Source organism: Victivallis sp. Marseille-Q1083 (assembly GCF_903645315.1).
GTDB lineage: Bacteria > Verrucomicrobiota > Lentisphaeria > Victivallales > Victivallaceae > UMGS1518.
The window spans coordinates 3046917-3059992 of sequence record NZ_CAHJXL010000001.1; the positions used below are offsets into that span (position 1 = coordinate 3046917).

The window sequence follows — 13076 nt, forward strand, 5'->3', positions numbered from 1 at the left end:
TCGCTTGTTGTTTGGAGTTGTGAAACAACGAATTGAGAGCAAAACATGAGCGTTTCCCCCGATGTCAGCATTATTGTTCCGGTTTACAATTCGGCCGCCGGTCTGGCTGCGGCGCTCGATTCGCTGCTCGGCCAGAGTTTGCCGTCGACTGAATTGATCGTCGTCAACGACGGTTCCACCGACGATTCCACGTCGATTTGCCGGGAATATGCCCGGCGATACCCCGGTTGGCTCAAATTGATCGAGCAATCCAATGGCGGAGTCGGCGCCGCCCGCAATGCCGGCCTGGCCGTCGCCGCCGGCGACTGGATTTACTTTGCCGATTCCGACGACATCGCCGAACCGGAGGTGTGCGCGGTCCTGCTGGCTCTGGCTGTCGACAATCATGCCGAAATGAGCTGTTGCGCCCTGCAGTGCGATTCGTCCGAACGGGAAGACATCCGTACCAATCTGCCCGGCAGCGGGGACGAGGTGCTGGAAATCGAGGCGATCCGTTCCCGTTACCTCCGGCCGCTGTTGCGCCTGAATTGGAGTGATGGCGCCGTGAGAGGATATTGTCCGATTTCGCTGTTCCGGCGTGAGGTGATCGAACGGCACGGTCTGCGTTTTACGCCCGGCATGACTTTTGCCGAGGACGAGGCGTTCATTCTGCGTTATCTGCCGTATGTCACCCGGCTGGCGTTGACCAGCCGGGTGCTTTACCATTACCGGCTGTCCGAAAACTCGGCTTGCGCCCGGATTTTCAGAAAACGTGCCGCCGCCTTCCATGAGCTGGAGCGCAACTGGTTCCTGGCCTGGGATAATCGGCTGCGGGTTTATCGGGAACACCGCCTGGCGCAGTTTTTCCCGGAGGCCGGAGCGGCGCTGCTGATCAACACTCTTTATCACCGGTCGCAGTGGGTGCTGTCCGATTCGCGGTTGTCGGCACCGGAGCGGAAGCGTGAACTTGACCGGGTGCTTGCCGCGTTCCGGGCGGCGGCCGGGGACCGGGAGTTCTGGCGGCGGGGAAAATTGTCACGGGCCCAGCAGGGGTTCAAGTGGATGCTGTCGGCCGGCCGGCCGGGGATCGGTTTGTTCTGCCGGTTGGCGCGCTGGCGGAAAATGTCGGCGTGATTTTCCGGCGGAAACGGAACCCGCCGGCTTGTTTTTTGGGGCGGGACCATGTAATGTAAAAGGTTGGAGTAACGTATGCCTTGCCGGAAAACGCGATTGGGGAGCCGGCGGACAGGAACAAAGAGTGGAAGAAGGGGTGATGAAGATTCCTTTTACGATTGTGGTGCCGGCCTGCAACGTTGCCGGCTATGCCGCCGAAATGATCGCTTCAGTCAAAGCGCAGACCTTTCCGGAATTTGAAGCGATCATCGTCAACGAGGAGAGCAAGGACGGTACCCGGCAGGTCCTGCATGAGGCGATCGCCGGAGACGGGCGGTTTGAGTTGGTGACGCTGCCGCGCTCCGGGTCGGCCTCGGTCAGCCGGAATTACGGCATCGACCACGCCGGCGGGGAATATATTGTTTTTCTGGATGGCGACGACTGGCTGGAGCCGGAGGCGCTGGCGCGGTTCGACCGGCTCATTCGCGAGGCGGATCATCCGGACATCGTCATGGCGGCGGTTCGCTGCTGGTATTGCCGGGCGGATGGCGTGTGGGAGCCGCGCGAATGTCTGGGCTTGGGCCGGGAAGGGGAGCGCTTCGCCTCCGGCGTCGACGCGATGCTGGCGGACGGCAAGCTCGAACATTGGATTCCGGGCAGTTGGCTGAACATTTTCCGGACCGGTCTGTTGCGGGAGAACCGGCTGTACCAGGTGCCGGGTCGCATGCACCAGGATGATGAATGGACTTACCGGGTGTTCCTGGTGGCCGGCAAGACGGCGGCGACCGAGTATTCCCATTACAATTACCGCTGCAATGAACAATCCATCACCAATACCCAGAGCCGGAAATCGATTGCTGACCGGGCCGCCAATGCGGAGTCCGTTTTGCAGTATTGGCGGACGCATGACATTCCGGCGCGGATCAAACGGCCGCTGGCCGATTATTATTGCAAAAATTTTCTGCACCACAGCTTCTTCACGCGTTCCCGCCTCGGCAGGCTCAATCCCAATCGGCCGTCCTGCGCCGAGCGCCGTGAGATGTTTCGGCGGTGTTTCGGGCCGTCCGAACGGTTTGCCGCCTACTTAGCGGTTGCCCGCGCGGCGAAAAGGTCCGAACGGCTGATGATCCCGGTGATGCGCCTGGCCCGTTGCCGGTATGGTTTCAAACCGGCGGAACTGTTTTTTAACTTCATCTATTATCCGGCGATTTTTGTCTTCTGGCGGAAATTGAAAAATGCCGGTTGGCTTCACCGCAAGGCGCCGGACGCAAAATGATAAAAATTCCGATCGTTAAAAATACGCTGACCAATTATCTTTCGATGGGCGTGAAGCTGCTGCAGGGGGTTCTCGTCACCCGCTGGCTGATCGCTTATCTGGGTGAAGAATATTATGGCCTGTGGGCATTGCTGTGGTCCTTTTTCTGCTATTCGCTGCTGTTGGATTTCGGGTTCGGCGTCACGGCCCAGAAATACACCTCCATCGGCATTTTTCAACAGGATTTGAAACGGTACAACCGGATTATCTCGACGATTTTCTCCTTTCATGCGGTGATGTCGCTGATCATTCTGGCCTGTACGGTGGCCGCCTCATTTTTCGTCGTCACGCTGTTCCATCTGGACGACACGCCGGCGGAACGGATCGAATACTGCCGCCGCTGCTTCCTGCTGTTCGGTATCGGTTCCGCGCTGATTTTCCCTTCCGGCATCTTTCCGGAAATCATGGTCGGGCTGCATAAAATTTATCAGCGCAACTATGTGATTATCGTTTCCAAGCTGCTGGAATTGGCCGGATTGCTGCTGGTGTTTGCCTGCAAAGGGGAATTGCTGCTGCTGATCTCCTTCACGCTGGTGCTCAATCTACTGACCAACCTCGCCATGCTGTTTTACATCCGTCCGGCCATTCCCGGTTTCCGGCTGCGCCTGTGGATCAGCCGGGAGGTGTTTCGGGAAATTTTCCAATTCAGCGGTTTTGTCTACCTCTGTTCGGTGGCCAGGCTGTTATGGGGGCGGGTCAGTCCGCTGCTGATCAGTATTTTCTGCGGTCTGCAGGAGGTCGGCTTTTTCCAGATCGGCAGCCGGCTGCCGAATTTGATGAATCAGTTGACCGGCCCCTATCAGGAGAATATCACGCCGATTTCCGCCTCGTTTTACGCGCAGGGCAAACACCGGGCACTGTCGAGAATCCTGGTCAATTCGATGCGCTGGAACAGTTTTCTGTCTTCCGGCATGATGGTGGGAATCTTCGTTTTCGCCGCCGAATTGATCCGTTTTCTATTCAAGGTTGATCAACCGCTGGTACTGGCCATCTGCCAACTGATGGTCGTCTCGCTTTATATCGGTTTGCTGTTTCGCAGCATTCCGGAGCGTTTCCTGCTGATGGCCGAAAAACATAAGCTACTCTCCTGGATCACCATTTGGGAGTCGGTCGCCAATTTCGCCGCCTGCATCGTGCTGTTGCAGTTCTTCAACATCACCTGCGTGGTCTGGGCGGCGCTGATCATCAAGGTATTCACCACGGTCTTTTTTATCGCGCCGCCGATGCTTCGTTACCTGAAAATCGGCGTTTGGAAATTGCTCTATGAAATTTGCTTCCGACAGTTGGCAGCGGCGCTGCCGCTGGTGGGGATTGCTCTGCTGCTCGAAACATTCGCGGCCGGCTCACTGTCGGATTTCTGGCTTCTAGTGATCGGCGGCAGTTCCGGCGGCCTGGCCTATGTGGGATGTTCCTACTGGTGGGTGCTTTCCGCCGATGAAAAGCGGTTTTTCCGGCGCAAATACCTGACGCGCTGGCGGCAGATTTGGCGGCAGTGGAAAGGCGGCCGCCGATGAGCTGTGATGTCGGCAAACCAGTAGCGGTCTCGGTCATCGTGCCGATCTACAATGTCGAAACCCGGCTGGAAGCGTGTCTGAATTCGCTGGTCGGCCAATCGCTGACTTCGCTGGAAATTATCCTGGTCAACGACGGGTCGACCGACCGCAGCGGCGCCATTGCCGAAAAATTTGCCGCCGCCTGTGATTTTGTTCATTATATCACACAGCCGAACCGGGGCGTCAGCGCGGCCCGGAATGCCGGTTTGGCCCGCGCCCGGGGCGACTATGTCGGCTTCTGCGATGCCGACGACTATGTCGACCGCGAAATGTTTGAAGTGCTTTACCGCAATGCCGTTGCCAACGACGCCGATTTGAGCTCCTGCCGTCTGCAGTTGGCCGACGGGGAATGCCGCAGCAACCATCCGACACTGCCGGAAGGGGTGTTCGAACATGGCGAATACCTGTCGGAATGGTTTTTGCCGCTGCTGTTGCGGCGCGGCGTCAAAGTTTACGGGTTTCCGGTGATATCGCTGTTTCGCCGGGAGTTGCTGGAAACGTATTCGATTCGTTTTCCGGAGGATTTGCATATGCTGGAAGATACGGTGTTTTATCTGGCGGTGCTGCCGCGGATCCGGCGCATGGTCACCACCCGGCAGGTGCTTTATCACTACATCTTTTTCGAAAATTCGGTCACCGCGCAATATTTCACCCGCAAAACGGTATCGCGTCTCAAACAGGAGACCAATGCCGCCAAAGTGACGGCGCATTATCTGGACGCACTGCGTCAAAGTGGTTTGACGGCCGCCTTTCCGGATGCCGAGGATGAATTGCTGTTGAATTTATTGCGTCAGCAGAGCCAGATCGAAATTTTGTCCGATCAGCCGTTGAGGGAAAAAATACGCCGGATTGGAACGTTCGTTCAAATGTTCCGCAGTCAAGTCGGCGGCTGGCGGCTGGTGACCAACCGGTCGCTGCCATTGAAAAAGCGGTTGCTGTTCGTGGGGGCGCTGCTGGGCGCTCCGGTCGTTTACTGGTTCTGCCGTCTGAATCCGCCGCATTGACTCCGGCAGTCGCCTGCCGGTGCCGGAGCGTTTCGGTTTGAAACGCGGTTAAGCTCCACCCCGGAACCGGCTTGAGAGTTTGCCGGCTCCGGGAAGGGGCCTGGGGATCACGGCAGTTGCAGGTTCAACATTTTATGGACGCGTTCGACGCCGGGAAAATCGCGGAAGTAGAACACCTTGGACTGCAACTGCGGATAACCGGCCAGCAGGGATTCGAATTCCTCTTCTTTGAGCAGGGACCGGTCGATGCCCAATAATAAAGCCGGCGTTTTGTCGCTGTTCGTCAGCTGGGCCAGGCGCTGTTTGAGCTGGGTGTAGTGCCAACGGTGAAACAGTTCCAGATGGACCGTCGTATCGCCGCCCGTATGGTGGAAACTCAGATCCGGAAAGATCACCTCCTGACCGCCGACCGGCAGAAACGGCGTTTCGCCGACAATTTCCCAATCGGCGATTTTCTCTTTGAACAATTTGTGAAACATGGCGATCTCTTCCGGCACGTAGCTGGAAAAGTTGCGGTAATGCGACACCAGCTTGCTGTTTTCGTCCAGCACCAGCTTGCCGGCCTGGCCGTTCAAACGGATCGCGGCGCTCAACTGCCAGCATTGCAGCGCACAGACGGCCGGAAAAAAACAGGCCAGTTGCAGACCGTATTTGCGGCTGTTGTCGAACAGCGCAAACGGTCCGCTGATCTCCAGTTGCAGCGCGGTTTTGCCTTTCCAGCGCGGCGAGTTCGATCGGTAACGCCGGATGGTGGCCAGCAGCCGGAAAAACTTCAGGTACTTGAACAAACGCCGCAATTTGGCCGGTTCGGCATCCGCCACCGTCAATTCCAGGCGGTCGGCGTAGAGCAGCAGCGACTGAACCAGGGAAACGTTGTAGCGTTCCAGAAGTTCGCGCGGAAACAACCGGCGCATTTTGAGCAGCCGCTCATTCTGCGGCAGGTCGGCATAAATGTCTTCGGCCGCCCACGGCGCCGCCGCAAGAATGGTTGCCCGGTAAGTTGGATAGTCCGTCCCCTTCGACAGCGCGGCCGCACTGCAGTCGAACAATTCCGCCCGGTTCGGGCCGTAGTCGCCTCCGTCGGCACCGGAAAATTCGCAGCCGTCCAGAATCAATTTGTTGAGGCCGCCCAGCAATTTCGGTTCGCCCTGTCCCTTCAGCAGCGGATCGAGCAACTCCTCCAGCTCTTCCCGCCGCATCCGGTCGGTCAGCGCCTGCCCGTAAATTGCCAGCAGGCGGGCGGCGGTCTCCAGCAGCCGCGGCTGCAGCGGATCGATGAACGGCAGCTTCAGATATTCCCCGCGCCGCCGGTAGCTGAGCAAATCGCGCGTCAGCATTGCGGTCAGTCCCGGCCGCCGGCGGTCAATTCGGCATATTTTTCGGCATCGAAACCGACCAGTACCAGATCGTCGCCGATCAGCAGCGGCCGTTTGATCAGCATGCCGTTGGAACTGAGCAGGCGAATGGCTTCCGCTTCGGACAGCTCCGGCAGCCGTTCCTTCAAATGCAGGCTTTTATAGAGCAGGCCGCTGGTGTTGAAAAACTTTTTCAGCGGCAGCCGGCTGCGTTCGATCCAGGCGGTCAGTTCCGCCGCGTTCGGGGTGTTTTCGACGATATGGCGGTCGACATGGGCGATCCGGTGATCGTCCAGAAATTTTTTTGCCTTCCGGCAGGTGGAGCAGGGGGGATATTCGACAAACAGATATTTCATCACAGTTCCTCCTCGATGATGCGTTGCACCCGGCCGACCTGATTGCCTTCTTCCAGCATCACTTTGATGCCGTGCGGATGGGTGGGACTGCTGGTCAGGATTCGTTTGACGTGGCCGCGCGTCAGCCTGCCGGTCGGTTGATCTTTTTTCAAGACGACATCCACCAGCAGGCCGATGCCGATGTCGGAACGATTGCGTCCATTCATGTTCTGGTTTCCTCGGTTCAAGCGTTTCGGGCGCCATCATTGGGCCCGGATGAAACTTTAGCGGCCGGAGGCCGGACTGTCAAACGCCGGTTGGGGAAAATCCGGCCGGAAAGCGCGTTCAGGACAATTTTTGCCGCTGCAGCCGGACGGCGTTCAGAATGGCCAGCAGGGCGACGCCGACATCGGCGAATACCGCTTCCCACAGCGTCGCCATGCCGAAACCGCCGAGCAGCAGCACGATTCCCTTGACGCCCATCGCCAGCGCAATGTTCTGCACAACCACGTTGCGGGTCAGGTGGCTGACCTGCAAGGCGGTCAGCAGTTTGGACGGCTGATCGTTCTGGATGACCACATCGGCGACTTCGATGGTGCCGTCGCTGCCGAGCCCGCCCATGGCGATGCCGACCTGGGCCAGCGCGATGGCCGGCGCGTCATTGACGCCGTCGCCGACGAACGCAACTTTATGGCCCGCGTCGACCAGGGCTTGCACTTTGGCCAACTTGTCCTGCGGCAGCAGATCGCCGCAGGCGGCATCTACCTGCAACTCCCTGCCCAGCGCTTCGACCAACGTCCCGCGGTCGCCGGAGAGAACCACCGTCTGCAGGTGTGCCGCTTTGAGTCCGGCGACGGCTTGCTTCGCATCCGGTTTCAATTCGTCGGCGATGATGATGCAGCCGAGGTATTGCCGGTCGCGCGCCAGCGCCACGACGGTTTGCGGCGTCTCCAGGCTGACCGGGGCGACGGCGATTCCTTCGGCGGCCAGCCAATGGGGATTGCCGAGTTGGAATTGCCTGCCGCCGATCGTGCCTTCCAGGCCGCGTCCCGGTATTTCCCGGAGGTCCGTCGCTTTCACACCGGCGTCGGCCTGCGGGGCGAATTCCAGTAACGCCCGGGCGATCGGATGGTTGGAGTGCCGTTCCAGCGCGATGACGCCGGCGAGCAATTCGGCTGGGTCGATTGCTTCGGCCGGAATCAATTCGGCGACCTTGAAGACGCCGCGGGTCAAAGTGCCGGTCTTGTCGAGGACGACGCAGTCGATCTGCCGCAGCGCGTCGAGATAGTTGGCCCCTTTGAAGAGGACGCCGTGGCGCGAAGCCAGGCCGATCCCGCCGAAATAGCCGAGCGGAATCGAGATGACCAGCGCGCAGGGACAGGAGAGCACCAGGAACACCAGCGCCCGGTAGAACCATTGATCGAACTGATAATCGGCGACGAAAAAGTACGGCATTGCGATGATCAGCAAGGCCAGCAGGATGACCGCCGGCGTGTAAATCCGGGCGAACCGGGTGATGAACAATTGCACTTTCGATTTCCGGGCCGTCGCGTCTTCGACCAGGTGCAGCACCCGCGACAGAACCGTATCGGCGTAAGCGGCGGTCACCCGGATGGTGCAGGCCGTCCGGCCGTTGATCATGCCGGCCAACACCGGTTCGCCGGCCCGGCGGGTATCCGGTTTGCTTTCACCGGTCAATGCGGCGGTGTTGAAATCCGCCTGCGGCGACAGCAGAACGCCGTCGAGCGCCACTTTTTCATCCGGTTTGATCCGGATGATTTCACCGATTTTGACCTCGGCCGCTTGAACGGTGGCGGTTTGGCCGTCGCGTTCGACGGTGACCCGGTCGGGACGAATGTCCAGCAGTTTTTTGATTGAGCGCCTGGCATGATCGACCGCCGCGTCCTGAAAGAGTTCGCCGATGCAGTAAAACAGCATCACGGTGACGCCTTCGGCATATTCGCCGAGATAGAAAGCGCCGAAGGTGGCCAGGCTCATCAGCGAAAACTCATTGAACACATTTCCCGCTTTCAATTCCCGGCCGGCTTCCAGCAGAACCGGATAGGCCGCCGCCAGATAGGCGGCGACGTACAGAGGGACGCGCAGATAAGGACTCAGGTCGATTTGATCGATCGCGTCGATGACGATCAGACACAGGGTCAGCAGCGCCGAGGCGATCAGCAGCCAGTGATCTTTCCAGACCCAGCTTTTTTCCTCCGGACCGGTTAAATTGAGTCCTGTGGATTCACACGAGCAGCCCGGACAGCCGCCGCAGCCGCCGACCGGCTGGCGGGGGTGTTCGTGCCCGTGGTGTTGTTGATGGGAATGAGCCATAATCAATCATATTCCTTTCAAATCATCCGACAGTTCCGCCGGCCGGGCCGGTTACTTCATATACCTTGTGATCGTCTTGAAATCTTTTAAAACATGTTGGGCTTCGGCCGGATTGCGGATTGCTTTGTCCAGACAGTCGTTGATGTGCGACTCCATGAATGTCACCTTGGCATTTTCCAGTGCGCCGACGACGGCATGCAGTTGCTGGGCGATGTCCATGCAGGGTTTGCCCTGTTCCATCATCGTTATGACGCTTTTCAAATGGCCTTCGGCCCGTTTCAGCCGTTTGATGACTGCTTCATGGTTGACATGTTCACTCATGGTCGTTGCTCCTTTCATGCAAAGGCCGCTCCCGTTGCCGGGAAAAGCTGTTTTTTGATTTTATATCCTATACTATAGGATAGGATATTGAGAAGTCAAATCCTTTTCGTGTTAAAAAAGCGGGAATGGGGGGGCGGAGAAGCAGTTTGGAATAAATTAATCGATTAATGGATTGCATTGAAACTTTTTTGGTTGAATTATTGTGATTTTTTGAATAAAAAGCAACATTTTTTTATTAAAGCAGTTGACTTTTTTTATTTTATTTGCTATAATTTAATTGTTGAGTAAATGAATTAAGGCGAGAGGCGTAATTGTGAAGAGTGTGAGGAGTGGCGCGGAAGAGGAGCGCGTGTAGGCTCCCGGCGCTCTGTTCCGGTGATTCGCGATAACCGGCAGAGCGTCGGGAAGGGGGAGGCGTGTCTCAGGAAGGCTGGGCCAGCGCCAGCATGAGGACTCCCAGTAAAATCAGCGCCAGCGCCCAGGCTTTGCGGCGGACATTGCGGTCATGGAAGTAATAAACGCCGAAGACGAATGTCACCACGCAACTGCCGCGGCGCACCAGCGACAGGATCGAAATGTGGATATCCGGCAGGCTGACTGCGTAAAAATAAAGGTAATCGGCGGCAACCAGCAGAATACCGGTCAGCGGGATCGACCAGCGCCATTGAAACGGCCGGTTGCGCGCCGGCAGAAACCGGCGGATGAGATAGGCGCCGCCGAGCAAAACGACCAGGTCGAGCGAAAACCAGAGCTGGACGGTATCGCGCGGAATTTGGATGACGTTGAGCAGGTATTTGTCATAGAGAGCGGAGATCGCGCCGAGTACGGTACCGAGAATGATCAGATGGACGCCGCGATGTTTCCGGAACGAGATTCCTTCCTGCAGACCGAGAATGGAAAATAGGTAGTACCCGAGGAAAATCGCCAGCATGCCGACACCCTGCAGTACGGTCGGTATTTCGCCGAACAACAGCAGGCTGCCGAGAAACGTCCACAACGGGGCGGAAGCGCGGATCGGCGAAGCGATCGAAATCGGCAGTTCCCGCATCGCATAGTAAACGCAGGTCCAGCTGGTGCCGACCAGCAGAGATTTGACCGCCAGCAGCCACCATTGCCGCGGCGTGCAGAGAATGGCGGTGGTGAAATTGCCGCTCAGTGCGCTGCCGGCGACGAACAGCAGCGTGCCGGAGAATGTGGCGAAAAAGAGCACCGGCATCACGGAATTGTCGCGAACCGCGTGTTTCTTGCATAAATCGTAGATGCCCAGCGCGAGCGCGGAGCAGAGAATCGGCAACAGCCAGGCCGGTAAGTCGATCATCGGTGAAAACAATCCGGAAATGAACGGGTGATGGTTGGGCGGAGGGGTGAAAAAGTCAACCGCGTCATTCGCGGGAAAACCGGAAGAATGCGGTTGGCTTTTTGACGCGCCGGTTCGCTCAGAACCACGCCCGGCGGTTGACGATATAGCGCTGCCGGAAGTCTTCCTGGCTGCACGTTATATACAGGATGCCCTCGATGATGCCGATGATTCCCATTGCCGTCGAAGCCAGGCCGAAGGAGAGAGCTCCGCCGGCAATCGTCACCACCAGCATGATGAGCCCGGCTTTCGGGTAGCCGAGGATGAATTTATGAATGCCGAAAGCGCCCAGCAGGATTGCCGCGAGACCGACGATAAAGCGGTTGGTTTGCAGGGTTTCCAGGCCGGTCGCGACGGTTGCGGCGCCGCCGTCATTCAGCCGCAGAGCCGGAACGGCTTGCGAGGCTTCGCCGTCCTCCTGATATTCCGGCAGGACGATTGTTTCCGCCTGGCCCTGCGGCCGCCAGCCGATGAAAAATTTACTGAAACATTTGCCGCAGACGCCGATCTGGCCGCATTGGTTGTCGGCAACCAGGCTTTTCCGGCCGCAGTCGGGACAGACGATATATTTTTTCATCGTTTATTTTACCCCCTTTGCAACGCCGATTCGTTCCACCGCCCGTCTGAATCCGTCGGCGGAACGCCGGATGACCGTTTCGTCCATGCAGAAAGTCAACCGGAAATAACCGGCGCAGCCGAAGCCGCGACCCGGCACCGCCAACACCCGTTCCGCCAGCAGCGCCTGGATAAAGATATTTTCATCGGCCGTCGGCGATTTCGGGAAGAAATAAAATGCGCCGCGCGGCAATGTGAATTCGATGCCGGCAGCGGTCAGCACCTCCGCCATCACGTCGCGGCGGCGGCGGTAGATGTTCAAATCGACCTGGCTGTCGAGGCAGTCGAGCAGAATCTTTTGCGCCACGGCCGGCGCGTTGACATAGCCGAGAATCCGGGTGGTCAGAATGACCGCGCCGACCAGCTCCGCGACCCCGGGAATCGCCGGATTGCAGGCGACATAACCGATCCGTTCGCCGCCGAGCGACAGCGTTTTGGAGAAGGAGCCGATGACGATGCTGTACTGATAATGCCGGAATACCGACGGAATTTCAACCCCGTCAAAATTGAGAAAACGGTACGGCTCATCGGAAATCAGATAGATGACCCGGCCGTATTCGGCCGACTTGGCCGCCAGCAGTTTGCCCAGTTCGGCGATTTCCGCCGCCGAGTAAATCTGGCCGGTCGGATTGTTCGGCGAATTGATGATGAACGCCCGGGTGCGCGGCGTGATCGCGGCGGCCAGCGCCGGCAGGTCCAGCTCGAAGCTCAACGGCCTGGTCGGCACCGCATGCAGTTTGGCGCCGTAATTGCCGGCGTAGAAATCGTATTCGACGAAGTAGGGCGCCGGACAGACCACTTCATCGCCCGGCGTCAGAATCGCCCGGAAAAGCGCATTGATGCCGCCGGCGGCGCCGCAGCTCATCACTACCTGGCCGGCGGAAAGCTCGACGTCCTGTTCGGCGGCGACTTTGGCGGCGACTCTGGCGCGCACCTGATCATAGCCGGCATTCGGCATGTAACCGAGGGAAAAGGGCTGGCCGGCCTGGCCGGCGATCTTCTCCAGCGCCTGTTTGACGCTCGGCGGCGGCGGCAGGTCCGGATTGCCGAGGCTGAAATCGAAAACCTGATCGTTGCCGTACTGTTTTTTCAATTCGATGCCGGCTTCGAACATTTTGCGGATCCACGAGGAATTCGCCAGGAAGCCTTTTATTTCATCGGAAATCAACTGCATGATCGTTACTCCATCGGTTGCTTGGTTCGCATTGGTTGATCAATTGGGTAATGTATCACCAAAGCCGGTGATTGACAAGGCTTTTCCGGCTGGAAGGTTGACGTTTTTCCGGTTTTCACCGGTCCATGGCGGCGATCGGCGCGCCGGGTCGGAGCAGGAAGAAGGAGTATTGATTGTCATGAAAACGAATCGTTATCAGCCGGATTTTCCGGTGCGCGCCGCTGCCGTGATTCGGAATGGCGGCAGCGAATCCGCGGTGGCGCAGGCGCTGGGCATCACTTTGACCGCACTGAAAAGGTATCGGCAATTGCACGCCGAATTCGAAACGGCGTTTTGGCCGGGCGAAACCGCCGACCGCGACGTGGAGCAGGCGCTGTTCAAACGGGCCAGGGGATTCCGTTATGAGGAAGTGCAACTGGAAGAGCTGGTCGACCGGGAGGGGAAGGTGCTGGAAACTCTGAAAAAACGGACCGTCGTCAAAGAGGTGCCGCCGGATCTGCGGGCCGTGCTGTTCTGGCTGACCAACCGCTGTCCGGAGCGTTGGAAGGAGAAGGGAGCCGGCCCGGCGGGCATTGAGGAATCCTATGCGTTCGATGAAGCCGACGAGCGGTTGTGAAATTC

At 58.3% G+C, this 13076-nt stretch carries 13 protein-coding genes; 5 read left to right on the forward strand and 8 right to left on the reverse strand.

What is annotated here, in order from left to right:
* Positions 1–45: 45 nt before the first annotated feature.
* From HWX74_RS12520 to HWX74_RS12535, 4 genes are all read left to right on the forward strand, one after another.
* On the forward strand, positions 46–1113 hold the full coding sequence (locus tag HWX74_RS12520; RefSeq protein ID WP_176013863.1) for a glycosyltransferase: 1068 nt from the start codon (positions 46–48) through the stop codon (positions 1111–1113).
* Between the two features lie 139 nt (positions 1114–1252).
* Complete coding sequence (locus HWX74_RS12525; protein WP_176013864.1) at positions 1253–2368, forward strand: glycosyltransferase family 2 protein; 1116 nt, start codon at positions 1253–1255, stop codon at positions 2366–2368.
* A complete protein-coding gene (locus tag HWX74_RS12530) occupies positions 2365–3921 on the forward strand; it encodes a lipopolysaccharide biosynthesis protein (RefSeq protein WP_176013865.1) in 1557 nt (518 codons plus the stop codon). Before HWX74_RS12525 ends, HWX74_RS12530 begins: the two co-directional genes overlap by 4 nt.
* On the forward strand, positions 3918–4964 hold the full coding sequence (locus HWX74_RS12535; RefSeq protein ID WP_176013866.1) for a glycosyltransferase: 1047 nt from the start codon (positions 3918–3920) through the stop codon (positions 4962–4964). Before HWX74_RS12530 ends, HWX74_RS12535 begins: the two co-directional genes overlap by 4 nt.
* A gap of 107 nt (positions 4965–5071) precedes the next feature.
* On the opposite strand, the gene HWX74_RS12540 is transcribed toward HWX74_RS12535, so the two are convergent.
* The 8 genes from HWX74_RS12540 to HWX74_RS12575 form a co-directional block, all read right to left on the reverse strand.
* Positions 5072–6301, reverse strand: a complete 1230-nt coding sequence (locus HWX74_RS12540) for a DUF790 family protein (RefSeq protein WP_176013867.1) — start codon at positions 6299–6301, stop codon at positions 5072–5074.
* Between the two features lie 5 nt (positions 6302–6306).
* Positions 6307–6675, reverse strand: coding sequence for an arsenate reductase family protein (locus tag HWX74_RS12545; RefSeq protein WP_176013868.1), 369 nt, complete (start codon positions 6673–6675; stop codon positions 6307–6309).
* Positions 6675–6881: a YwbE family protein gene (locus HWX74_RS12550; protein WP_176013869.1), complete on the reverse strand. Its 207-nt coding sequence runs from the start codon at positions 6879–6881 to the stop codon at positions 6675–6677. Before HWX74_RS12550 ends, HWX74_RS12545 begins: the two co-directional genes overlap by 1 nt.
* Before the next feature lie 118 nt (positions 6882–6999).
* Entirely contained in the window at positions 7000–8988 is a 1989-nt protein-coding gene (locus HWX74_RS12555) for a heavy metal translocating P-type ATPase (RefSeq protein WP_176013870.1), read from the reverse strand.
* A gap of 51 nt (positions 8989–9039) precedes the next feature.
* Entirely contained in the window at positions 9040–9309 is a 270-nt protein-coding gene (locus HWX74_RS12560; protein ID WP_176013871.1) for a metal-sensing transcriptional repressor, read from the reverse strand.
* Positions 9310–9730: 421 nt separating this feature from the next.
* A complete protein-coding gene (locus HWX74_RS12565) occupies positions 9731–10627 on the reverse strand; it encodes a DMT family transporter (RefSeq protein ID WP_176013872.1) in 897 nt (298 codons plus the stop codon).
* A 118-nt stretch (positions 10628–10745) separates the two neighbouring features.
* Entirely contained in the window at positions 10746–11243 is a 498-nt protein-coding gene (locus tag HWX74_RS12570) for a TM2 domain-containing protein (protein WP_176013873.1), read from the reverse strand.
* Between the two features lie 3 nt (positions 11244–11246).
* Entirely contained in the window at positions 11247–12455 is a 1209-nt protein-coding gene (locus HWX74_RS12575; protein WP_176013874.1) for a pyridoxal phosphate-dependent aminotransferase, read from the reverse strand.
* Between the two features lie 178 nt (positions 12456–12633).
* Between HWX74_RS12575 and HWX74_RS12580 the strand changes: the two genes are divergently transcribed.
* A complete protein-coding gene (locus HWX74_RS12580) occupies positions 12634–13071 on the forward strand; it encodes a hypothetical protein (RefSeq protein WP_176013875.1) in 438 nt (145 codons plus the stop codon).
* Positions 13072–13076: the final 5 nt, after the last annotated feature.

What these genes read in the sequence shown, in the direction of transcription:
- HWX74_RS12560 (WP_176013871.1), bottom strand. Translation starts at nt 9,309, where the DNA reads ATGAGTGAACATGTCAACCATGAAGCAGTCATCAAACGGCTGAAACGG.
- HWX74_RS12540 (WP_176013867.1), bottom strand. Translation starts at nt 6,301, where the DNA reads ATGCTGACGCGCGATTTGCTCAGCTACCGGCGGCGCGGGGAATATCTG.
- HWX74_RS12535 (WP_176013866.1), top strand. Translation starts at nt 3,918, where the DNA reads ATGAGCTGTGATGTCGGCAAACCAGTAGCGGTCTCGGTCATCGTGCCG.
- HWX74_RS12545 (WP_176013868.1), bottom strand. Translation starts at nt 6,675, where the DNA reads ATGAAATATCTGTTTGTCGAATATCCCCCCTGCTCCACCTGCCGGAAG.
- HWX74_RS12520 (WP_176013863.1), top strand. Translation starts at nt 46, where the DNA reads ATGAGCGTTTCCCCCGATGTCAGCATTATTGTTCCGGTTTACAATTCG.
- HWX74_RS12580 (WP_176013875.1), top strand. Translation starts at nt 12,634, where the DNA reads ATGAAAACGAATCGTTATCAGCCGGATTTTCCGGTGCGCGCCGCTGCC.
- HWX74_RS12570 (WP_176013873.1), bottom strand. Translation starts at nt 11,243, where the DNA reads ATGAAAAAATATATCGTCTGTCCCGACTGCGGCCGGAAAAGCCTGGTT.
- HWX74_RS12565 (WP_176013872.1), bottom strand. Translation starts at nt 10,627, where the DNA reads ATGATCGACTTACCGGCCTGGCTGTTGCCGATTCTCTGCTCCGCGCTC.
- HWX74_RS12530 (WP_176013865.1), top strand. Translation starts at nt 2,365, where the DNA reads ATGATAAAAATTCCGATCGTTAAAAATACGCTGACCAATTATCTTTCG.
- HWX74_RS12555 (WP_176013870.1), bottom strand. Translation starts at nt 8,988, where the DNA reads ATGGCTCATTCCCATCAACAACACCACGGGCACGAACACCCCCGCCAG.
- HWX74_RS12550 (WP_176013869.1), bottom strand. Translation starts at nt 6,881, where the DNA reads ATGAATGGACGCAATCGTTCCGACATCGGCATCGGCCTGCTGGTGGAT.
- HWX74_RS12575 (WP_176013874.1), bottom strand. Translation starts at nt 12,455, where the DNA reads ATGCAGTTGATTTCCGATGAAATAAAAGGCTTCCTGGCGAATTCCTCG.
- HWX74_RS12525 (WP_176013864.1), top strand. Translation starts at nt 1,253, where the DNA reads ATGAAGATTCCTTTTACGATTGTGGTGCCGGCCTGCAACGTTGCCGGC.